Origin of the sequence: Halosimplex halobium (assembly GCF_051414055.1) — an archaeon.
GTDB classification, from domain to species: Archaea; Halobacteriota; Halobacteria; order Halobacteriales; family Haloarculaceae; genus Halosimplex; species Halosimplex halobium.
The window spans coordinates 21,106-43,934 of sequence record NZ_JBLKNX010000026.1 but is presented as its reverse complement, the minus strand read 5'-3'; the positions used below and the strand labels follow the sequence as shown (position 1 = coordinate 43,934).

17 protein-coding genes and 1 pseudogene are annotated in these 22,829 nt (G+C 57.5%); 9 read left to right on the top strand and 9 right to left on the bottom strand.

Features of this window, described 5'->3' with window-relative positions; translation table 11 throughout:
- Positions 1–238: 238 nt before the first annotated feature.
- The gene (locus ACMGFG_RS22155) at positions 239–457 is read right to left on the bottom strand and encodes a hypothetical protein (RefSeq protein ID WP_436932465.1); all 219 of its coding nucleotides are present in this window, start codon (positions 455–457) and stop codon (positions 239–241) included.
- A gap of 115 nt (positions 458–572) precedes the next feature.
- Positions 573–971 carry a MarR family transcriptional regulator gene (locus ACMGFG_RS22150; RefSeq protein ID WP_436932464.1) on the bottom strand — a complete coding sequence of 133 codons (399 nt, stop codon included), beginning with the start codon at positions 969–971 and terminating at the stop codon, positions 573–575.
- Between the two features lie 219 nt (positions 972–1,190).
- On the opposite strand from ACMGFG_RS22150, the gene ACMGFG_RS22145 reads away from it, so the two are divergent.
- Entirely contained in the window at positions 1,191–1,652 is a 462-nt protein-coding gene (locus ACMGFG_RS22145; protein WP_436932463.1) for a hypothetical protein, read from the top strand.
- A 114-nt stretch (positions 1,653–1,766) separates the two neighbouring features.
- On the opposite strand, the gene ACMGFG_RS22140 is transcribed toward ACMGFG_RS22145, so the two are convergent.
- Entirely contained in the window at positions 1,767–2,795 is a 1,029-nt protein-coding gene (locus tag ACMGFG_RS22140) for a Cdc6/Cdc18 family protein (RefSeq protein WP_436932462.1), read from the bottom strand.
- 427 nt (positions 2,796–3,222) lie between these two features.
- Between ACMGFG_RS22140 and ACMGFG_RS22135 the strand changes: the two are divergent.
- Positions 3,223–4,144 (top strand): annotated as a pseudogene (locus ACMGFG_RS22135) (ArdC-like ssDNA-binding domain-containing protein).
- A gap of 176 nt (positions 4,145–4,320) precedes the next feature.
- Here ACMGFG_RS22135 and ACMGFG_RS22130 read toward each other — a convergent pair.
- A complete protein-coding gene (locus ACMGFG_RS22130; protein WP_436932461.1) occupies positions 4,321–4,530 on the bottom strand; it encodes a hypothetical protein in 210 nt (69 codons plus the stop codon).
- A gap of 124 nt (positions 4,531–4,654) precedes the next feature.
- Between ACMGFG_RS22130 and ACMGFG_RS22125 the strand changes: the two genes are divergently transcribed.
- Positions 4,655–5,242 carry a DUF429 domain-containing protein gene (locus ACMGFG_RS22125; protein WP_436932460.1) on the top strand — a complete coding sequence of 196 codons (588 nt, stop codon included), beginning with the start codon at positions 4,655–4,657 and terminating at the stop codon, positions 5,240–5,242.
- A gap of 77 nt (positions 5,243–5,319) precedes the next feature.
- Here ACMGFG_RS22125 and ACMGFG_RS22120 read toward each other — a convergent pair whose 3' ends face one another.
- The gene (locus ACMGFG_RS22120) at positions 5,320–5,508 is read right to left on the bottom strand and encodes a hypothetical protein (RefSeq protein ID WP_436932459.1); all 189 of its coding nucleotides are present in this window, start codon (positions 5,506–5,508) and stop codon (positions 5,320–5,322) included.
- Between ACMGFG_RS22120 and ACMGFG_RS22115 the strand changes: the two genes are divergently transcribed.
- The gene (locus ACMGFG_RS22115) at positions 5,507–9,163 is read left to right on the top strand and encodes an Eco57I restriction-modification methylase domain-containing protein (protein WP_436932458.1); all 3,657 of its coding nucleotides are present in this window, start codon (positions 5,507–5,509) and stop codon (positions 9,161–9,163) included. The genes ACMGFG_RS22120 and ACMGFG_RS22115 overlap by 2 nt on opposite strands.
- A gap of 19 nt (positions 9,164–9,182) precedes the next feature.
- Here ACMGFG_RS22115 and ACMGFG_RS22110 read toward each other — a convergent pair whose 3' ends face one another.
- Both ACMGFG_RS22110 and ACMGFG_RS24295 read right to left on the bottom strand, forming a co-directional pair.
- Positions 9,183–12,980 (bottom strand): helicase-related protein, encoded by a 3,798-nt coding sequence (locus ACMGFG_RS22110; RefSeq protein ID WP_436932457.1) that lies wholly within the window; start codon positions 12,978–12,980, stop codon positions 9,183–9,185.
- A gap of 127 nt (positions 12,981–13,107) precedes the next feature.
- Positions 13,108–13,437: a PD-(D/E)XK family putative nuclease gene (locus ACMGFG_RS24295; RefSeq protein WP_495849358.1), complete on the bottom strand. Its 330-nt coding sequence runs from the start codon at positions 13,435–13,437 to the stop codon at positions 13,108–13,110.
- 279 nt (positions 13,438–13,716) lie between these two features.
- Here ACMGFG_RS24295 and ACMGFG_RS22105 point away from each other — a divergent pair, with 279 nt between their 5' ends.
- Complete coding sequence (locus ACMGFG_RS22105) at positions 13,717–14,397, top strand: DUF8081 domain-containing protein (protein ID WP_436932456.1); 681 nt, start codon at positions 13,717–13,719, stop codon at positions 14,395–14,397.
- Positions 14,398–15,035: 638 nt separating this feature from the next.
- Here ACMGFG_RS22105 and ACMGFG_RS22100 read toward each other — a convergent pair.
- Positions 15,036–15,719, bottom strand: a complete 684-nt coding sequence (locus ACMGFG_RS22100) for a homing endonuclease associated repeat-containing protein (protein WP_436932455.1) — start codon at positions 15,717–15,719, stop codon at positions 15,036–15,038.
- Positions 15,720–15,851: 132 nt separating this feature from the next.
- Here ACMGFG_RS22100 and ACMGFG_RS22095 point away from each other — a divergent pair, with 132 nt between their 5' ends.
- The gene (locus tag ACMGFG_RS22095) at positions 15,852–17,276 is read left to right on the top strand and encodes a GIY-YIG nuclease family protein (RefSeq protein ID WP_436932454.1); all 1,425 of its coding nucleotides are present in this window, start codon (positions 15,852–15,854) and stop codon (positions 17,274–17,276) included.
- 55 nt (positions 17,277–17,331) lie between these two features.
- Here the strand turns inward: ACMGFG_RS22095 and ACMGFG_RS22090 are convergent, their stop codons facing one another.
- Positions 17,332–17,592 (bottom strand): DUF8139 family protein, encoded by a 261-nt coding sequence (locus ACMGFG_RS22090; protein WP_436932453.1) that lies wholly within the window; start codon positions 17,590–17,592, stop codon positions 17,332–17,334.
- 170 nt (positions 17,593–17,762) lie between these two features.
- Here ACMGFG_RS22090 and ACMGFG_RS22085 point away from each other — a divergent pair, with 170 nt between their 5' ends.
- From ACMGFG_RS22085 to ACMGFG_RS22075, 3 genes are all read left to right on the top strand, one after another.
- Positions 17,763–18,203: a DUF6884 domain-containing protein gene (locus tag ACMGFG_RS22085; RefSeq protein WP_436932452.1), complete on the top strand. Its 441-nt coding sequence runs from the start codon at positions 17,763–17,765 to the stop codon at positions 18,201–18,203.
- 207 nt (positions 18,204–18,410) lie between these two features.
- On the top strand, positions 18,411–20,288 hold the full coding sequence (locus ACMGFG_RS22080) for a hypothetical protein (protein WP_436932451.1): 1,878 nt from the start codon (positions 18,411–18,413) through the stop codon (positions 20,286–20,288).
- Entirely contained in the window at positions 20,285–22,807 is a 2,523-nt protein-coding gene (locus tag ACMGFG_RS22075; RefSeq protein WP_436932450.1) for a phospholipase D-like domain-containing protein, read from the top strand. Before ACMGFG_RS22080 ends, ACMGFG_RS22075 begins: the two co-directional genes overlap by 4 nt.
- Positions 22,808–22,829: the final 22 nt, after the last annotated feature.

The following is a 22,829-nucleotide window of genomic DNA, read 5'->3' as shown; positions in this document are numbered from 1 at the left end:
AGTCAAAACTGCAGGTTTACGGCTGGAACATCCGATCGCTGGCAATCCGCCGACTTCCGGATCGGTTCCCGAACGAGTATCACGGCCAGTGAACTACTTGATCTCTCTCACTCGGTTCTGGGCGCCCGCGAAGGGAGAACCATCACCCACCCCCGAACCAGCTGATCTCTCGGGATGGGACATCAACTCCAAGCTGTCACGGCTGCTGAGTAGTGAAAAGCCAGTGTTCAGCCAGCCTCTACACCTTGAACAGCGAGATGAGAGCCCGCTTCACGAGCTGCTCGCCGTCGTCAGTCAGTTCGCCTCGACGGGGCGGTATCAACGTCCCGGGTGCAATCGTGTACAACGCCCACGGCAGCAGGTACTGGGTCCTTTCGAACGAAATCCCGCGTAGGTGTTTGTCCTCAAGTTCGGGCGCGTAGTGGTCGTACTCGTCGGCGTTCGTTCCAATGCACATTACGGTGCATTGAGTTTCATTGAATGGCCGTTTTTCGTGGGACAGAACGACCACGGGCCGTTCAGGATGCGCATTTGTCGGGTCGCTCGCCCAACACACCGTTCCCACAGGGAATTTACGCATCCTCGAAATCGGCCTCTAACTCGTTGATTTCGGCGTCAAGTTCGTCTTCATCGACCGCTTCGGGGTTCTCGTTCCACTCCGTGGTTTCCTCGAACTCGTCCGCGTCGAACAGCCGCTGTACCTGGTCGAGACTGCTCACGTATCGGTGGAGGTCCTCACGGTGTTCGAGTGCGTGGTAGTGGCTGTCCGCGGTTTTCCCGACGAATCCCTGGTCGGAGAGCCGTTTGAGGGTCGTGGTGACTGTCCCGTGTGGGAGTTCGAGGTAGTCCTCGATCTCATTGGGTTTGAATCCGAGTTCCGGGTGGCTGTAGAGGAATGCCACGATGTCGGATTTTGCTGTTCCCGGCGTAAGATCAACGTCGGGTTCGTGGGAATCGAGGTGGACAGGCACGATTGTAGCTCGATGTAGCTCGTTGTGTCGTATAGTAGTTTCGGCGGAGGAGACAGGATTACCCGGACAGACGAGGTTTTGTTTGGAGTTCGGCCAGTTCATCTCAATTTGTCTCTGATACGGCCTCGGTAGGACGGTGTCGCTCAGTATTCGTGCATATTGAGCGCCGAGTTCATATTAAAAAAAACCTTTAGTATCAACTCGGTGTGGGTAGCGTATATGTTTGACCGGATCCGCGAAATGGTCGGCACTGAGGACAACACCAAGAGCTACGAAATAAATCCTCAAGAGGTGATTTCCGCGTTCGAGAGGTTCCTTGAGAGAGAGGGTGTGGCAGTGAACCAGGAGAAATCAGATGTTATGGACGAGTTTGTTGAAATAGTTAATAGATACGATAATATTGGATCTGAGCTACAACAAGCTCAGGAAAACATAGGGGACGAGAATGGGATCTCGTTGCTTGATCAGATGGATAACGACCAGTTTGACCGGTGGCAGAAAAACCATGAGCACACCATCGAAGAGGTCGAATCACTAAATGAAGATATAATAGAACTACTGAACAAGATTGATGTGGATGAGTCACGGCTTGACGAGTCAGGCCCATTTTCTGAAGTGACTGAATTTATCCAACGGGTGAGTGATGCTCATCTAGTATTCAGTGACACGTCCAACACGTAGACTACTATAAGCAGAGAACCTGCGGGATCTCTTTAATCGTATCCCTGTACTGAGACTCCCGAGCAAGCCTGCAACGTGGACGATGTGCACTGAGCAGAAGCCACTACCCCGCACTCACTGCGTCGGCGATGTCGTCGCCGGATCGACCAGCGCGTATTGGCGGTCGCGGCTCGTCCCCTCGGCGGTGAGGAGATTGTACTGGGTCATCTTCGAGAGGTAGTTCCGAACGGTCCGCTTCGTGCGCGGATCATCGACTTCGTCCGTGTAGTACTCGTGAATCTCCCCGGGCCCCAGCGGGCCGTGCTCGCGGACGATGTCGTAGACGACCCGCTGGTGGGGCGTCAGCGAGTCGAGGTTGGTCTGTCGGATCGAGTCGCGGGCGTCGCTCGCGGCGTCGAGGAGCATCTCGTCGGTGATGCGGTCAGCACCGCGGCGGTCGGCCGCACTCGCGGCGGTCCGGAGGATGCCGATGGCGAGGCGGGCGTCGCCGGCCGCGGCGTCGGCGATCCGGCGCAGCTGGGCGTCGGTGATCGCGTCGGGGTCGAGCCCGCGCCGGACACGGGCGGCAAGGATGTCCTGCAGCTGGTCGACGTGGTACTTGTCCATCCGGACGTGCTCGCTCGACCGGAGGCGACTGACCAGCCGGTCGTCGACGCGGGCGATGAGGTCCTCCTCGCTATTCGCGATGCAGATCAGCCCGAACTGCGGGAGGCTATGCAGGTCGTAGAGCACGTCGGGATTCTCCAGCTGGTCGGCCTCGTCGAGGATGACCACGGTCCGGGGCCCGTCGTACTGCTGGAGGCGCTCGACGAGTTCGTCGTGAGGCGTCGACTGGCGGTGGATGTCGATGGTCTTGCCGAGCGTATCCAGGATCTGGTAGAGCGTCCGGAAGCGTGTGTAGTTGCGCCAGCAGTTGACGTAGACCGTTTCGATGTCCAGCACCTCCTCGCGCAGCCGTTCGGTGACGAACTTCGCGAGGCAGGTCTTGCCCGCGCCGCTCGGCCCGGTCACGAGGGCGGTGTCGGCAGGCTCGCCCTCGGTGATCGGGTCGAGGACGCTGGAGAGGTGGTTGACTTCCGCGTCGCGATGCTCGATCTCCCGCGGGACGAACCCGGCGCGCAACACGCGAGCATCGCGGATCATGTCTGGTACGGAAGTGATCCGGCTTCGACTACTAAAACGTGTGCGGGCCGTTTCCGGAAAGGGCTGTGCGGGACGGTGTAGCGGGTAACTAGGCTCGCTTTCCGATGGTTCTGGGTTGGTTCGGTCGTCGCTTTCCGGAAACTGCTTCGGGGATCGGCGGGGCCAGCATTGGGCCGGTGAATCAGGCCGATTCCCGTCTTATGTAACAACTGCTCTTCTGAACTCGTGAAATATTACATAAGACCGATCGAGCCATCGAGAGGACTCCCATGGAGACACGTCTGACCGATAATTGCCCGTTCCCGTCCGGTGTCCCGAAGTGCAGGTATCGTTGGAACCCGAGTGAGCGCTCGCGTGAGTTTGTGTGCGCCCCGGAGGGGTGGGGCGCGTCCTGCCGGATGCGCTCCATCGAACGGAGTCGCTATTCATGGAGTCGACTGACTCGTCGGTCTCGTTCGACGAGGCCGACACGCGAGACGCCGAGATGCACAGTGCGACCGACGAGTGGATCGACGACCTCACCGAGGCCGTCGACGAGGCACGGGCCAGCCAGCAGTTCCAGGAGTGGCTGGACGTCCAGCAGCGCTTCCACGACTACTCCTATCGGAACACGTTGCTGATCAAGCGGCAGTGTCCCGAGGCGACGAAGGTCGCCGGCTATCGGACGTGGCAAGAAGAGTTTGACCGGCACGTGAAGGAAGGCGAGTCGGCCATCTGGATCTGGGCGCCGATCATCACGACACGGTGTCCCGAGTGCGAGAATTCGCCGAGCTACCACGAGCAGATCGGGTGTGAATACGACGAGACAGAGCCCGAGGAGTGGGCCAAGGGACTGGTCGGGTTCAAGCCCGCCCCGGTGTTCGACGTGTCGCAGACCGAGGGTGAGCCGTTGCCGGAACTGGAGACCGACGCAACCGGGGATACCAGCGATCTCGTCCCGCAGTTGACCGACCTAGCTGACGAGGTTGGTGTGACGGTTCGGATCATCCCCGACCGCGAATGGTCACATGGTGACGCGGACGGTGTGTCAGTGGGCCGATGGCGAGACCGAGGTTCCGGTTGTCGAGATCCGGGATCGCGAGCAGCGGGCAGCAGTCGCCGGGACGCTGCTTCACGAATACGCCCATGCACTCTTGCATTCCGGAGATCTTGACGAACCTGAACGGGCAAAGCGTGAGGTCGAAGCGGAGGCTGTCGCCTACATCGTCGGCCGTCATTGCGGGCTCGACATGAGCGGGTCAGCGTTTTACCTGGCGGCGTGGGAGTCGGAATCGGAGGATGCGATCCGGGATCGGCTGCAGCGGATTAGTCAGACCACATCCACGCTCCTTGGCTACCTCAAAGAGTGAAGTGCCGTCCCAAGTAACCGGGAGATTGATTAAATGGATTCCAAGTTAGAGTATCTGAATCTACGCAAACCGCGTATTTGAGCGAAACTGTTATTGATTCCTGATTTCTTACTCGGTTGTCTACTCACACTCTGTTGTCTGCCGATATAACGAACTGAATTGACTGCATAGATACCTCAAGAGAAGTACTGTGATGAGTAGTTGTAGCGCCGATACAGCAGAAGCTTGCAGAGGAACTCAATTGCGTTCCCAACGAGACGATGGCCGTAGCCGTTGTTTTCGACCTGCAACTCCCCCTCCGGATTGATTCCGGGGTTCGGGTATGTGGAGCCGTTCTCCTGTCTGACCTCGTCGATCTTGATGAACTCCGTGACGCCCGTCGTCATTCTCGATGGTTGTGGCTCGGTTTCGTGTCGATAAATAAGTGAATGGCCGCGCGGTGGGGTTTGTAGTCCAACTTTCCCCGCTCATTCCCCAAATCTGTAAGTCACATCCCTTGGATGCCGAAGTATGTACGCCGGTGTGGACTGGGCCGGGAAAGGCTGGTTCGCTGTGTTCCTGACGGACGATGGAGACTGTGAGGGAGACTACTACCCGACGCTCTGGAACCTGTGGCGAGAGAGGGGAGACGACATCCGGAGGATGCTCGTAGACATTCCGATTGGACTGTGTGAGGACAAAAAGCGAACCTGTGACGTGGCCGCGAAATCGTACATCGGCCGGGGGCAACAGAGCAGTCTCTTCTACACCCCGATTCGAGAGGCAGTCTACGCCAGGAACATCGAGACGGGAAAGGAATATCACCGGGAGGCAGACACCGACTTCAGCATTCAAAACCAGGCGTGGAGTCTCGTCCCCCGGATTCGAGAGACGGACGCGTTCGTCAAAGATGCCGAAGGGAGCGACAGAGTCCTCGAAACCCATCCAGAAGCTTGCTTTGTCGCGCTCAATGACGACGAGTATCTCTCTCACTCGAAAAAGACCAAGAAAGGTACCGAAGAACGTCTGAAGTTGTTGGATAAGCATCCGATTTCGACATACGAAGATTCTACGAGGTCGCCTGTTCCACGTTCCGTGAGCCATCGTATGCACCGATGATCGGCGACAAAGACGACATCATCGATGCGCACGTGGCAGCAGTCTCGGCCGCCTCGACAGAAGACGAGCTGCCATCACTACCACGTGACGTCGAAGCGGACTACGACGAAACCCTCGATCGAGAGGTCGAGATCAAACTTCCAGCCGTTGAGTAGCGTGGATGGAGCCGCCACGTTCGAGACCACGATGTATTCGACCGGATGGTCTACGTTCGCCGGCGACTCGTCGTCGGGTTTTATGTTTGGTGCGCAGGAGGTCTGATTCATGACTCTCCAGCAAATCACCGCGGACGACATCGCGGGCTGGGACTCCCTCGATGAGATTGCCGCCTCATTCGAAGAATTGGGGTTGGAGCGCCGTCCGAGCGTCGGTGAGAAAGACGAGATCGTCCTGCAACTGGCTGATACCGAGTTCATCAAGTTGGTCGAGGCCGACTCGGGTGAATCCGCGTCCGACCACAAACCGGAAGGGAACTGGTATCAGAGAACGAACTTTGTCGCCACAAACGACTACGATGAATTCACCTTCCTGACCTACGACCGAGACCGCCAGCATGGGCGCCAAAAGTATCGGAAGCTCTCGTTCACGAAGGAGCAGATGACAAGCGAGAGCGGGGAGAAGCACACCATCTTGCAGAAGCTCAACCGCTTCGAGCATGGCTCAAACAAGGCACTCCGAGAACTCTACGACACCAAAAAGGTAGTCGAGGACTTCTACGAGGAGTTCGAGGAGCTGCGCATCGACCTTGTTGATGAGGTCACTGGCATTCCGGACGACCGAGAGAACGCCAAAGAGCGGTATGTACAGGTCATTTTCGATCGCCTGATCTTCCTCTACTTCATCCAAGAGAAGCGACTCCTTGACACGAACACAGACTACCTCCACGAGAAGCCGGCAGAAGTGGCGGGAGAGGACGGCGACCACTACGAGAAGTTCTACAAACCGCTGTTCTTCGACTACCTCGCAGAAGACAAGGACGACGTCGAGAACTTCGGCGACCTGCCTTATCTAAACGGAGGACTGTTCTCAAAGAGCCCCGTCGAGGAGGAGTTTGAGGACGCACGCCTCGGTGATGGGCCCGAGCGAACGAACGAACTTTTCGGAGAGATTCTAGACTTCCTCTCGGACTGGAACTGGAACGTCGCTGAACACCTAGACATCGCGGATCCAAAGAACCTCTCGCCGGCCATCTTGGGCCACATCTTCGAGCGAACGGTCAACCAGAAGGAGATGGGAGCGTACTACACTCCGGAGGAGATCACGAGCCACATGGCAGAGGAGACCATCCATCCGAACCTGCTTGACCGGCTCAACGAGTTAGTCGATGCCGAGTACGACGAGATCGACGAGGTGTTCTCACTCTCCGGAATTGAGATGGGCGAGGATGGCAAGGTGGCGGTCGCCGACGGGGGTATGACGCAACAGGCGCCCGTCACCGATGTCGACACCAACCACGTCGAAACACTCTACCACGACGTGCTGAAAGAGACAAAGGTACTTGACCCAGCCGTCGGGAGTGGTGCATTCCTACTCGCCGCCCAAGAGGTACTTTTGGACATCTACATTCACTGCATCGAGCACTTCCAACGACTCATAGCGGAAGAGAAAGTAGGTGAACTAAGCGGCGAGACCCGGGACGAAATAGAGGCAATCAGGGACAGCGAAGGCAACGAAACGCTGTACATCAAGCGAGAAATCGTCCTCAACAACCTCTATGGAGTAGACATCGACGAGGGAGCAGTCGAGATTTGCAAGCTCCGACTCTGGCTCTCGATGGTCGCCGACATTGAGGGCGAGCCTGACGATGTCGAGCCGCTGCCGAACATCGACTTCAATATCCGCTCCGGCGACTCGCTTATTGGCTTCGAGAGTACAGAGGTCGCGGTCGACGGCCAGAGACTTCTCATCGCGGAACGTCTAAAAGAAGACCTCGAAGAGTACCGAGAGAGCATCAAGACGTACAAGTCTGCCGAGAAGGATATCTCTCAGCTAAGGAGCGAACTTGACGCTCTACACGACGAACTGCAAGCGCAGTTGAACGAGTGGTTTGCTGACCTGCCGGACATCAAGGTGGAGGACGACATTTTCGGGCCCGAGGAGCTTCAGGAGATCATCTCGGTCTCAAACGAGGATGTCAAGCTCAAACTCAAGTTCGCCGACCCAATCAACGATGATCTCGACCAGGAACTGAACGACCTGGGCTTCCGCACGTGGAAGAAGGCGGCGAACCTCGAGATGGGTAACCACGATGTTAGGGCCGGGAAACCCGAGAAGATATTCGACAAAGTCCCAGCGGATCAGCTGACTCGCTCCTTCGTGGAGCGGGGCCTCCTCAAGAAGGACATCAACCAGCTCGATCCGTTCCACTGGGTGATGGAATTCCCAGACGCGTATGACGCAATTGGAGATGGCGACAAGGATGACGCCGCCAACGGATTCGATGTCGTCCTTGAGAATCCTCCGTACGTTCGCATCGAGAGCGTCGACGAACTTCAGCGGGACATCTACAAAGACCTGCACGAAACCGCGACTGGTCGGTGCGACCTCTATGTCCCGTTCATCGAACGCTCGTTCGAAATCCTCAACAAAAAGGGACGGAACAGTATCATCACCTCCAATCTGTTTATGAAGACGGAGTACGGCGAGTCAGTACGCCAGTTCCTACCTCAGAACTACGGCCTTGAACGAATCGTCGACTTCACGGCCTACTCCCCATTTGACGAGGTCACCATCTACAGCACAATCCTGTTCGGAAGCATGGAGGTCGGAACTTCTATCGACTGCGTATCCGTGCGTTCTGCGAACGCAGTCGACGAAGTGAAATCCACCTCATTTGACTGGGACGAGTCCGATGACATCGTGGAGTTCACATTGTCTTCTGACGTACTCGGAGCAGACCGGTGGCTGATCCTGACCGACGAGGAGCGGTCGGCGCGAGAGAAAGTTCGACAGGGGAGCGACACGACCCTCAGTAACGAGGAATTGTTCACTGTCGGCAGTCCGCTGAAGACTGGTCAGAACACTACTCTGCAGGCGGACATAGTGGCCGAGGAGGATGAAGGCTATACGATTGAGAACAGTCGGATCAGCGGCACCGTGAAGCCCGGAATCTGGAAACGAATTATCACTCCAGACTACGTGAATCGGTGGAATGTATCAAAACCCGAGGAGGTCACTTTTTTTCCTTACGAGGCAATCGACAGAGAGTACGAACTGATCGACGAAGACTGGTTTGAGTCGGAATACACCACGACCTACGAACTGCTGGAGGAACACAAAGAAAAACTCCTCAGTCGGAAAGACTCTCGGAGGACGTGGAAACAACTCGGTCGACCGTGGTACTCGCTGGCCCGCATCGGCAGCCCCGACTACTTTGAGGAGACGAAGGTCGTGACAGACATCGTGGTAAACGAACCCCACTTCTGCATCGACAAGAACGGCTACCTCTTCTCTACGGGGTTCATCCACGGCATCACGCCACACGAAGACGACCCCTACTACCTGACGGGGCTACTGAACACGCGGGCGATCTTCTCCTACCTGAAGCCCATCTGCCCACCGAAAAACAACGGGTACATGAAGATGGAGGTGGAGCAACTGAAAGCAGCACCGGTCTACCTCCCAGATATTCGAGAGGAGCTCTGCGCCGAACTCAACGAGATGCTGGAGGAACACAAGGGGGACTACGAGGAGTTGGAACAGCTGGTCAAGTCACAGAACATCGGAGAGTTAGTGAACTCCTCCGAAGAACCTAAAATGGTCGCAGCAAACATGTTGCGGGAGGTTTCGAGAAATATCATTGAAGAGTATGAGTCGCTCTCGGACGACGACATCGAACAGTTGGAGAAGGTGAACGATCGCCTTTCGGGGATCCTCTTCGACTTGGACGAGAAGGAATTGGAGGCCCTCTATCACATCTGACAAAGAGGGTTAGGCAATCTTATTGTCCCAAGATACCCCAACAGACTACCCGAGCACGGACGTCACTCTCGCTGACGAGCTTCGCCTGATACTCTGTGGAGTCCTCAATGTTCTCCTCGATGAATGTATCAAGCTCGGCGAGGAACTCTTCTGCGGGCCATTCGGCATATTTGTCGTATCGGTCGCTATGGCGAAAGGTGTCTCTGAGAACCCGATCCTCGTCGGTGTCCTTGAGTCCAACCATCATGAGTTGCTGGTGTAGGGTCTGGCCCCACTCCGCAAGCGTGTCGTACTCGTCATTCGGCACCGATTGATCCTCTTCGTTCGGGATGATTTCGTGACCCAGATGCGATAGGATCATCTCCTGCTCGACAGAGAAGTCTTCGCCTTGGTCGATCATCGCACCCACTTGCCCACCTCGCACAGTCTCAAGTTTGTCGTCGAGCCTGTCTTCAATTGCTCCGCGACTCGACAGCACACTGGTCGAAGCATCGGCGAGAGGCTCCCCTTTGGTCTCCGGATCGATACCCAAGAACCGGACTGACCGCTCGTTAATCTCTCCGTTGAACGGTTTATAGTAGAGGGCGCGCCTGACGCGCCCGAGCGGGGCGTCTTCTATCTCGCTCTCGTCCTCGAACCACAGGTGGGCGAGCGCGAACACGCCGGGCCGTGGCCCGGTGTCGTGGTCGACTGCGCTCGTGTAGAGGAAATCGCGTTCGTCCGGCTGATCGTCAAAGTAGTCCTCCGCGAACGTGAAGTCATCTGCACCAAGCCCGTATTCCTCGTTCAGCTCTAGTTTGAGACGGTACCGCTGGAGGGCGTCACTCTCGTCGCTGCCTGCATTCCGCAGTAGCGGATTCTTCGAGGTGTCGTCAAGATCGTTGTAGTCGTCGACCGCCCGTGACTCGCGGAGTGATTGCTCTATCTCCTCAACCTCCAACTCCCCAATGGTCTTTTCGGTTTCGACGCCGGCCCGCTCCAGCACGGCGTTCTCCTCGGGGTCAAGGATGTTGTTCTCCTTGCCGACGATGAGCGCGATGTCGTCGATCTTCGCCTGCAGGCGCTCCAGCAGCTTGATCGCCGCCTCAATGTCCCCGTCCGGGAAGAAGTTGTGTATATGCTTCTCCGCAGTCGAGCCAATACGGTCGATGCGTCCGACCCGCTGGACGATCCGCATCGGGTTCCAGGGCAGGTCGTAGTTGACGGCGACATGCACGTCCTGCAAGTTGACCCCCTCGCTGAGCGTGTCCGTGGCGACGACGTACTGGAGTTCGGTCTCATCACTCTCTGCGAGGGTCTGCTGGTAGCCGGACGCCTCGGGCGCGAACCGTTTGATGACGTCACGCTTGTTCTCGTCGCCGCCTTTGACCACGGCACTATTCCCCTCGGTGAGCGGCGAGTCGGGATCGCCGACGAGCGTCCGGTGGACGTAGTCTGCGGTCGCACGGTATTGGGTGAATATAAGTACCTTCTTGTCGTGGTCTGTCAGCACCTCGGCCAGCCGATCGATCTTCGGGTCGCGGAAGTCATGCGTGGTGAAAACTGCCTCGTAGAAGTCACGGGTGGCCGCGTCGGCGTCAGAGAGGTTGGCACTGGGGTAGATGATGGGGTTCAGCTCCTCCTCTGGAACGTCCGGCACGCGGTTGGCTCCGCGATCGGCGAGCCACTGCTCCAGCTGCACCTCGGCGTCGGCAACGCCGCCGTCGTCCTCGGCAACCCGGCCGATGAACCGCGAGAGGAAGTGCGCCAATAGAGTCAGATCCTCGCGGATGTACGTCTTCACCTCGCCGACCGTCGCGTCTGCAAGTTCGACCTCGTCATCGGACTCGCCACCATCGGCGCGGACGACGCCGGCGTCGAATCCGAACTCCTCGAGGGTCTGCTCCAAGTCCTCGGCGGCATCGCCGCCCTCCACGAAGTCGTCGAGGGTCGTCGGGGCGTCGTCGTCCTGCACAGCTCGGAGGATGTCGATATCCCTGTCGTCCGGGAAGTCGTCAAGGAAGCCGAGAAGTGACCGCTCGCTCTCGTGGAGCGTCTGGATGGACTGGACGAACGCATATGTGGATGATTCCAGCCGCTTCAACAGGTTCAACTTGTAGAGTGCCTTCAGCGTGCTGCCAGCCTCCGGGTTCTTGATAGTGATGTGAGGGAGGTGGAGTGCATCCATCACGTCCGGAAGCATCCGATAGATAGGCTGGTACGCCGGTGGGAGATCGTACTGTTCAGTGTGAAGGGTCGGTGGCTGGAAGCTCATCTCGAAGTCTTCATCCTCTCTGATGGTGTCCTTGACATGTTTGCGTGTCCGCAACACCATGACCTCATTCAGAATGTCCGAAATCTCTTCTGAGAGGCTCTGCAATTCTCGGGTTAGTTCCTCCTCAACCCCCTCGCTGACCTCTTCCTTCCCTGCAGCGATGCGCTTCCGCCGCTCGGATTTCTCGATGTACTCCTCGAAGGCCCCGAAGTCAAGTGACGCCTTGTTCTGCAGTTCCTTCGCACTGGTGAACAAACTGAGGAGGTTCTCAAGGTCTTCTGCCGAGTTGTTGATCGGCGTTGCCGTCAGCATAATTATCGTCTGCTTTCGGAGCAGCCGGAGGTTTGCGTGGCGACGCGTGCCTTTGTAGCCGTCATCGGGGTTCGGCCGCCACTTACCGTGGTTGCGGAAGCGGTGGGCCTCGTCGATGAGCACTACGTCGAAGGTCTCGTCCAACTCCTGCACCTCGTCGTATGAGAGATTCTGGAACTTGCTGATACTCATGACGCGGAGGTGCGTACTGTCGACGTCCAGTCCAAAGTAGGGGTCGCCGTCCTCGTCGGTGTCGTCCTGCAGAAGGTCGCGCCACTGGTCGGTCAGATTCGCCGGCACGACGAGCAGGCAGCGGTCGCCCCGCTGGCGGTAATCGTAGAGTAGCTCGCCCCCGATGAAGGACTTCCCGAGGCCGACTGAGTCCGAGATGATGCAGCCGTCGTACCGGGCAATCTTTTCCTTGGCACTCTCATATCCGAGCGTCTGGAAGTAGTAGAGCGGGCTGTCCCGCGTGCCGACGTTGCCGTTCAACTCGTCGTAAGCCAGCAGCTTGTACATCTCGAAAGGTTCGAGATACGTCCCAAGGTCGTCGTCTCCTTCGTCGTCATCCTCGATCTGCTTCTGCTTCCACTGCTTGTACCGCTCGCTGTTCTCGATGATGCGGATGATTTCCTCGGAGAACTCCTCGGCGTTTGCCCACTGGTTGTCGTACCATTTCTCGAACGCCTCGGCATCGCCCCGTTCCTGACTCGTCAAGTTGAGTTCGATGTTGTTGCGTTGGCCGCTCTGCGAGAAGTTCGAAGACCCGACAATCGTCACCCCCGCACGGCGGTCGGTCTCACCCTCACGGATGCTGGGGTCGTCGACGGCCTCGCGGAAGCAGGCGCCCTTGGCGTGGAAGTAGCCCTGTTCCGGGTTGCGCACGCGGATGTCGACCAGATCGTTGGCGATGAAGTCCCGAAGACGGTCAAGCCGCTCCAACTGTGCGTTGTTGAGCCCCTCGATATCTTCTTCAAGGTCACGCTTGAATTGGTCGCGCAGAGACTGGCCTTCGGCGATCTCCTCGGCAGTTGTTTGGTTCGTCTTCCGGCCCATCAAGATGCGGAGCGGGGCCTGCTCCATCGTTTCCGGGTCTCGGAGGTTCTCAAGATCTTCCTTGATGAGGTCGAAGCCGGAGAGATAAAAGTAGCCAGTAGCGATGCGGATTTCCTCACATTCGGGAATGACCTTCTTATACGCATCTTCAAGTGTCCCATCTGTGTTGTCGACGAGAGGATCGAGGCGTAGCATTAGTTACTCGGAAGTAGAAGGGAGGTATGTTGAAAACTTCGCTCGTACACCTATAATCCGAGAAGCTTCATCGTACACTCTTGAAATTCGATCTGTTCCGTCTGCTTCAACGGCTCGAGCATAATAGTCAGATCCCCGAACAGGAGGGGGTGAAATGTACGTTAGGGATCATATAGCATACGAACTCCCCTGTGTTAAGATACGAGTATTGGTACTCGACGACACACGACTTGATCCCGACGGGCTCGTCCGACTGCATCCGCGCGTCGTGCCACGAGCTGTGATCCTCGACGAGGTCATACTCCTCAACGAGAAATTGCTCGGCTCGCCGCCACGGTGCTGGTGGATCGCGGTATTGTGAGCGTCGTTCTTTCCACGAGTAGAGTGATTCCCTCGTCTCACCTCGTACTGTTCGTCTCGAATCGCGCGTCACTCCGACGCGTGTATGGACAGACATGCCTATCTTCCTCCTGTCGCAGGTGCTGAGCTGCCGATCCCGTGGCACTCGCCGACGCTGTGGCTGGTGCCGACCTCGAGGATCTGTGCCGAGTAAATAAGAATTATGTCAGGTTCGCGAGTTCGTACGAAGTGACCAAGTATAGCGATGGGGAATAACGAATCAAACACCTCTCAGCTGCACTTCGAGGACGGCTAGCTCGTCGAGAGAGCAGACGAAGAAGCCGTTGGTGAAGAGCCTGCAGCCGACCCGGTCGAACCGGGTGAGTAGACCGGCTTCGTGGTCGAGGTGAAGTCCGGCGCGATCGAGGTCAACAGCGGACTTCGGGAGGAGGTCGAGTCGCACGGCCACGCTCTCGATTTCGGGTCGAGGTCGCACGCCGAGGACTACGCTCGACAGGAGTCGGCGTCCGATGGCGAATTAAGAGTCCAAGCGGCACCTGAAAACGAACCGCGAGATGTCGACGCGTACCTGCTCGCCGACCGCAGCCCCTCGATAGCCGAGCCAGCCGAAATCGACGGCGAAACGTTGGCCTTCGACGTCGGCGCGAACCTCTACGGCGCGCTCGGCGAGGCGATCCCCATCCACGCGCCGAAACCACACGCGCTCGTGTACTTCGTCCGGGAGGATCTGGACATCGGCGACAACAACCTCGAATGGGGGCTGAACGTCGACGTCGAGCCCGGGAGGCTGCTCCCGATCGAACGAGGTGACGAGAGAAGGCGATGGACACCCGACTGCGTCGTCGAAGCCAAAGCCGGCTGGAGCGGCCGGATGCTGGAACGGTACTACTGCGAGATCAGGACCGGCGACGCGTCCTTCGAGCGAGCGCAGGTAGCGACGATGGAGGAGCTGGCGAAGGAAGAGCGAGTGCTGAAGATCAGGGTCGACATTGACTCGCTACCCGACCAGTACTCGCTCAGGAGTCACGAGGTGGAACCCACAGAACAAGATGAGTGAATCCTACAACGGAGATTGCTCCCCGGTAGAGACGGGGCCGGCGTCCTCGACAGACCATCGCTGCTCTCGATAATCCTCTTTCGAACTGGCAAGCTGTCGTTGTAGCTCCAACCACCAATTTGGAACGACTTCCTCTGGCTCGAATTCGCTCTCGCCGACTAGCCGCAGGTGATTGGTTGCCTCTTGCTCCGTTGCACGGCCCAGATCGATTCCGCCTCTAAGACACGCCGTCTCGGCCTGAGACACTGAGGTGTGCCCGCGCGCCAACTTAGCGACGAGCGGCCAGTACGTGACGTCTGAGATCTCCGGAAGCGACGGGAGCCGCTCATCGCGCAGCTCGCACTATTCACCGTCCAGAGCGAGATCGCTGTGAAAAGGTAGGTGCGACGATGCATGTGTAACCCTACCCATCTCGCTGCCCTCATCCGCGGGGTAGCGGCAACTGATTACCTCGGGGATAGATGCCCGACAGTGACGCCGAGGCAGTGATCGATTCCTACGTGAGACAGACAGACTGGTTTTCCCTCCCCACACACCCCTCGGTTCCGATGAAACCCCCAACTCAAGGGGGAAACAATGCTCTGTTGGAATCCCCGACTAATAAGTGGTGACTTCGTGCTGATCGTCTGCAACTCCCATCACACTTCCACATTCGACATCGCGGACTCAACTAGCTCCTGAGAAGGAATATTGTAACGAGTAGTGATTGCTCCAGCACTGGTATCTTCAGAATGTTTCGCGTGACACCGAATTAAATTCTCGACAGCATCCATCAACCACCCGGGATTGCTGTCTGGTCGCGCCCCGCTAGCATGCACAGCATCGTGACACTCCCGACAGAGGTAGCACCCAGCTTTGTTCTCACCATATCGCCAATGATGAAAATCCAACCCGGCATCGGGAGATGTACCACACAACCGGCAGGCATCCGGGGGTTCTTGGAATGCAAACTGTGAAATTTGCTGATTCGGCTCTAGCCCCGCTTGACGGACTGCCTCGTTCCAACTCCCGAATCGCTTTAGATAACTTTGTCCGTAATACTTTCCTCGATCATTGAGCTGTTCTTTCGTCGGTGTGCGGTTGAGTTCCTTGGCAAGTCGCCTGATCTCGTTCAATAAATCGTCCGTCGGGATTTTCCTCGGCTGATTCGGTTCAAACCCCGCCTCACGAAGGGCATCATTCCATCCCCCAAATTCATCTTGATACTGTGATGCCCAATACTCTCCTCGAATATTCATATCCGTAGATGTCGGTGTTTCACCGACTTCCTCCGCGAGTCGCTGAATCTCATCAAGCATATCCTCTCGCCTGTCCTCTTCCATGCTGTAACCAAATCGACACGCCTCAATTTATTACTTCGGTTTCGGAAATAAATGTTTGTTGTCCTCAGAGGATGCAGAAGGAGTCACTTGGTAGCCGGAAGATTCAATGAGAGATACCGACTGCGTTCCATCGTGTCAGCTGTCGGGCCAACCGAGCGGTGGCAGTGGTGGGCGACAAGATACATACTCAACAATATTCAGTCAGCAACGTCGCCCCATCCCATTCCCTTGTGTTCGACGGACGGGCAAGCAGCCGAAACCACGAGTCGGGAACTCGACCGATTCACGACGGGGCTCCCGTCTGAAGATGCCTATCTCTATGTCCTCTATACCGATGACCAACCGTCAGGAACGACCTGGACACCGAGCCGTCTGCGGCCAGTCTACGTTGGCGAGACGACCGACATCGCGGGGCGACTCGCTACACACGTCGACAAGCTTCGCGGACGCAACCCAAATCACGATAGCGGTCGGTGGGGCAAATACGACCACCTCGCGACCGTTCGCGACCGGCCGGACGGCCGACTGTACGTCTGGGCACGGCCCGTCACAGCAATCGAACGTGGCCCTTACGGCCACGACTGTGCCGCCAAGGAGCTCGAAGCGAAACTCGTCGGACTTCTCCACAGGATCCCCCCGTTGCGACGAACACTCGCGAACCGCGAACACGTCCCTCACTGGAGTCGCTACACGCGAAACTCCGAGCGAACTGCCTGGGTGCAATTCGATCCCCTCGCCGACCACTTCGACCAGTCTCCCACGCAGGGGACGGCGCCAGCGACCGAGCGCTCGAAAGCGGCGCTCTGGCGGGACTGGATCGAGCAGTATCTCGTTGCTGACCTCACAGCGGACACAGCGCCCGATCCGATCCCGTTGTTCGACACGGCTCCAGACGGGGAGACGGTCCACGTCACGCCAGACGAAGTACTGGCCCGCAGTCCGCAGATAGAGCAGCGGATTCGGACCGCAGCCACCCGGTGCCTCGACGGTGAGACACCGGTCAGTCGAGACCGGGAGGGACTGCTGTATCTCATGTACCAGTTCCAGGACGGGGCCAAGCCGTCGGATCCCGCAGCGATCCTCCCGCTCTATCTCGGGAAAGCGGAAGTGTGGGGCAAACAACGGACAGTGAGTACGAACTTTGACGAGTTCCACCCGAATCACACGGGGACGCGAATGTTCGCCCGCTGGGGCGACGGTCCCGACTGGCACATCGGGCAGCTGTCGGCCGCTGTCCGGACGGGCGAGGAGGGCCACGTCCATTGGGCGGATGCTCTGTTCGAACCGGAATCGCGGCGGTTACGCGACCCAACCTACCTGTGGGTCCACGTCTGGGACCGTGACGACGATATCGGCCCGTATGGCGACTCAGTCTCACTGCCCGTCGTCGAAGCGCAACTGATCGCCCTCGCGTACGACGTAGCGCCGGCCACGCTCTTGAACAAGGACGGCGTTCCCGCGTCGGCCCCGATCAAGCAAGCGGAGTCTCACTTCGCTGCCCCAGCCGACTGGCCACGTGGCGGGAGTCGACAGCAGAATCTGGACGACTTTCGGTAACCCGTCGTGAGGTACAGTCCGGGGAAGAACCCCCACTCTCCGGACCCAGAACGGATTACTGGTCCGCTTCGACAGGGACGAGATCGCGGTGACGGAAGGGCACCGAGAGTTCACGGTCCGAGTCAACCGCACGGAGGTCGTACGCGTATGCATCCAGGTCCCGATCCGTTTCCGCACCGAGATCGTCGACGAACACGTCCACCACTTCACAGACCGTCCCGTGTAATTCCGCATCAGGGTCGTCGGCATCGAGGTAAATCCGAACTCTATCACCGACCGAATACGGGTCCGTCGCGGGCTGGGGGATATCTTCCATGAATCCGGGGTAGCATCACCGCTCGTATCAGTCCACCGCTCCCGCTGGACCGCTTCCCTGGGACTCCCGTTCCGTACGGATCGACGGCTTCCCACATTACACGCTGTGGCCGAAACACCTCGCTGAGATACACTAAAGTAGCAGCGACACCGGGGACGAGACAGATCAGCATGGAAGTCGGCTTGGTCAGCTGTACGAAGAGCAAACGGGAGACAGCAGCGGCGCCACAGGAACTCTACATGGCGTCGGCGTTCTTCCGGAAGGCGCGCGAGTACGTCGAGACAAACCACGACACGTGGTACGTCCTGTCCGCGAAACACGGTGTACTCGAACCGGACGGCGATCCCATCGAACCGTACGACGAGACGCTCAGCGAGGCGCCGGTGAGTAGGAAGCGTTCGTGGGCGGAATCCGTCTTCGAAGAGCTTCGCGAAAGGGGTCTGTTTGCCGACGGGAACCGACTGGTGTTCCACGCCGGTCGCGATTACTACGACGAACTGCTCCCACTGCTGGAGGAGACAGCCGTCGAAACCGCGACACCGACCGACGGACTCCAGTTCGGCGAAACGCTGTCGTGGTACAACAACCGAAGCGAACCAACCGATCTCTGAGACGCGCATTTAGTGAAATTGAGTGCAACTCATCTCGGGCTACCATTTTCCTCGTAGCCAGCTTCCCAGAATCATCTGCTTCGATATCGTTCGCAGGGACGCTGCTTGCTGGTCGAGACGTGATCTTCACGTGCTACATTATCCGCGGGAGGGGTTCTCTTCAATTAACCCACAATCATATATTTGAAACGCTTGTCTGTTCGGGCTATGGTCTTCGATCCACAGTGGTCGGAGCGACTCACTGCATCCGGTGGGCCGACGCAACCACTCCATGCGGCCTCTGTCCGGAACGGTATTCTCGGTGACATCACTCGTGCAATTACGACTGACGTGACGCTTCGCGGTCGCTATGCATCTGTCTTTACCTGGGGCCAACAGCTTGTCACAACACATCCAGAGTTTGCGGACACATCGATGCAGACGAAAAAGCAGGCGCTCTATACACTCGAGAAGGTCCTGGCACTCACAACGCTACGCTACCAGCAACACGACGATGTCGAAGCCGGGACAAGCGGTCTTGTCGGGAAGAACCGGCTCAATGCAAGTGATCTTTTGGAGTCTGACCCAATCGATCTCTCCGCATTTACTCTCCGTGATGGTGCAACTGCTGTTCGCCTCTCGAATACAAATCGGTACTATCTCTACCTTAGAAGCCGCGATACCGAACTCGGGCTCACGGGAGTCGGAGAGGCGCTTGCCGCGGTGCTTGACAGCCAGATAGAACCGTACCGGGACCAAATCGTGGAGACTCTGGTTACCGAATCCGTGACCCAGGCCGATCTGGACCAGTTTGCTGATACCCTGAGTTTACAGAGTCTCTACGCCGACGCCGAGGCCCACGCGGATGAATTAGATATTCTCATGAACGCTGTCCTCGGGTATGTGTCATGGGACTCCGACCGCGAGACGGTGACCGTCGATACAGTCCCTGACTCGATCGACGTAGACGTGTTTCCGTACCTCCGATACGAAACATCCGATCGGCGGTTCGAGAACGAGTATCGCGATACAGTCGCAAGCGAGATTCACCGACTACAGCGGGCCTGGACGATATTCATACTCCAGACCATTGAAACATATCAGACCACTGCCGACAGCCAGTATCGTCTCGATGGGACTGCACGCGACGTGTTTGCGGAGTTCCGACTCATCGCTCGTGGCTACTGGCTTCAGGAATTCGCGGCCGTTGTTCTCCGACTCCAGTTATGGTTATTCTGTGAGTATCTCGAGCGTGCACTCCCACAGGCAGTTCCATACGACCGCGTTTTCACGGATCTGTCGACGGAAACAGTCGAAGCAAGCACCCAGGCAGCATTCGATATCGAACTCGCGCCCGGATCTTCCTCGGCAGACCAGGCCCGCGTCGCACGAGAGCTGGCACTGTACGGGCAGACGCCGGTTACGACGCCAACAGTCCAGTTACCGAGCTCACCGGAAGGGACAATTGCCGATCTGGGAACGCTTCGCGACGAAGTTACGACCCAGCTTGCCAGCGGGTGGGATGAAACGACAGCAGCCGCACGAACCAGCACACTCGTTCGAGCACTCCAATCGATCGTTGACCCGCTCGATTCGGTTTCGCCACAGGACTCGGTAATTGAGACATGGCAGCGAACACTCGGTTATAGTCTGACATTACTGATGATGATTCTAAAGCGATACCGGGATCTCACAACGTCTCATCCGGTTGTCGATGCGTATCTGCGACAGGAGCATGGCGATGACCGAGTGTCGCTTCCACAGCTGGATACCTATTTTAGCGGGTTTGACGATCAGCTCCCGATCACAGATGTCGGTCAGCGTGTCATCTCGGACCTCGTTATCGATGTCCACGAGCGTGTTGTCAGGGACCGGCTCCGAAACAGTAGCCCGAATCGATTCTCGTTTTCGTACGACGCCGAGCAGGACGCGCTCCGGTACGTGAGCGGCACGTCACCGCTCGGCCGCGAGTATCTCCGATACGGGCTCATGCAACAACTTCTCCTCGACATCGGACTTGTAACGACAGTTGACGACGATGCACAGCTCACGGCTCGCGGGTCGGATCTGCTTGCACGCGCTCGTCAAGGAGGGACTGACGAGTGAACCTTCTCGACGCGGTCACACCGTCCACAGCTGAATACAGCGTCGTTACTACCTATCCGTTTGATGCCCGCTTCTACACCGAGTACGTAAGTCACGAGTTCAATGATGCGGGTATCGCGACGCCCGTGATCTTGATGGACCATGACCGGTATCAGCAGAACTTCGAGGATGGGACTTGGCAGGCAGGATCTGTCGGGAACGGATATTACCTTGAGCCGATCGAGGTTGCAGAAACATTCCATCCGAAAATTGCGCTTAGCACTGCAGAAGATCACGCCGAGTTCGCTATCTCCTCTGCAAATATGACGCTCTCCGAGATGACGTCAGCTGCGCAGCTGGGTGCTCAGTACCGACTCGAACGCGACACTGTCGATACGGATCCGGCACTTGCTGTCGTACAGGATGCTATATCGCTTGTCGACGCTCTCCGAGAGCAGTATGTCGGTCGTGATACCGGGACACAACTCGCGCGCCTCGTCGAGACCGCATCCTGGGTAACAGAGCGCCCGCGGCCGGACCCCGAAACAACGACGACTCAACTGGTACACAACATCGGCGAGCCAATATTACCACAGGTCGCCGCGATCTTGGGTGACGTGGATCGGCTCCAATTGGCCGCCCCCTTCTTCGGTTCGCCCGAAGCTGTCTCCGAAATTGTCGATATCCTCGACCCAAGGAGAGTTGCTCTTCTTATCGATGCTGGGTCTACACACATCGACTTGGAGGGCGTGGTCAATACCATGGAGTGCCCAGTTACCGTTCACGAATTAGCGTATTCCGACTCTCGTTGGATCCACGCGAAGTTCATGATCGCTACCGGGCAGGACTGGAGTGCCTGTCTCTATGGCAGTCCCAATCAGACCGGGGCCGCGTTGCTTTCCTCAGCGAGTGATGGTAACCTCGAAGTGGGGATGCTCCGTGTCGAATCCTCGCCATCGTACTTCGGAGCTGGGGAACCGCTGTTCGGCTCTGAGAACTTCCCCCTCGACATCAGCGATCCCGTTGACCCGTCGTCCGTTGTGACGAGTTCGTATGCGGACCTCGCTTCGACAGCTGATACGCCCGAACGGGATATCCGACTGAAGGATATTTTCATCCGGTCCGAAAGCGACGAGTCCGCGCACGTCGACTTAGTCGTCGACCCACCAGCCGAGATCTCACTGGGGGCAACTCAGTCATGGCTCACGGCACTCGATCACGAGAGTCAGCCACAGATCTCGTGGCTCGACGCGGCGGATACGACTGTCGATCTCGACTCTGCAGAGCGACAAGGAACAGCGGCAGTCCCAGCGACCTGGCGGAATGCGATCGTGCAGGTGGAGACCGCTGACGGCGTAACATCCAATTATCGGCAGGTGACCACCGAACCGACGCCGTATACACGGTCACAGGGGGAGATGCTCAGTTCGGGCGGACGCGAGGGGATGGAAACGCTTCTCTGGAACTTCCTGTTCGAGAGTGACGGACGTGCCGGCAACTCCCTCTCGGAAGCCGCTACTGACATTCGGGATCGGCTGCAGGAATCTGACGGCAGTGGTTCACAGGTGATCGATACCGATAACGGTGGCAGTTGGACCATCGGGGGGAGTCGCACCAGTGGTGGGTCAAATCGGTCCCCCCACCTGCAGCTCAAGGACAGCCTCGACCTTTCGTATACCAATCTTCAACATTTCATCAAGCAAGAACCCTCACCTGAGTTCGTGCAGGAAATCATCGACCACTTCGAAAACTACTGGCTGGCCCTCGAAGCGGGATATCTGCGCGCGTTCGTCTCAACTCAATTATCAAGTGAGGACGAGATGGAGACTCTCGTCGACGCTGAGCAGCTGCTCGCCGTCACACAAGAGTACTTTGCGAAACTCCACGACGATCGACTATTTCAGGATATCGGCGAGTACGTCTCTACGGGGCTAGCAGCAGTGAGCGGGGACCATTCTGAGTACATCGATGGACAACAGGCGTTTGACTGTTTTTTCGTCCATCCTGCACTCTTGCTTGGGCTTGATGCCGAGTCTGAAGAACATGGAATTTCGCCCTTCTACTTCGCCAAAGACATCTACCAGATGCTGTCATGTTCACAGCCGATCGTCTCTCAACGGCTGCTTGACCCGGAAACCGTGGCTGACCAGTACTCGGAACTTCTCCATCGATACCGGGAGGGCATAGCCGTCCTCGAAGACACGTACGGATGCTCACTCCAGCTCCCCGAATCCGTCACAAACTCTCATTATGTCCTCCTCTATGTTGTCTGGTATCAGGAACTGTCGGTGCATACTGAAGGGCCGGATCTATTCCAGTGGCTCGGCGAGTTCGAGCGATACGAGACGGACCAACTCGAAGCACTCGGCGAGCAGATGCTTACTGGTCGTGAGTCGCTCAATCAGTATGACAGGCTCTCCGAGTTCAGAGACGGAAGCCTGAACGCGCTTGCACAGTCGATGCTGGGAGGAAATGGGTCGGCTGGATCCGGAAGCCGAGAGCAACAAATCGAAGCCCTCGCGCAAGGGGAGTACTGGTAACAGAAGCAGTATTCTACAACCT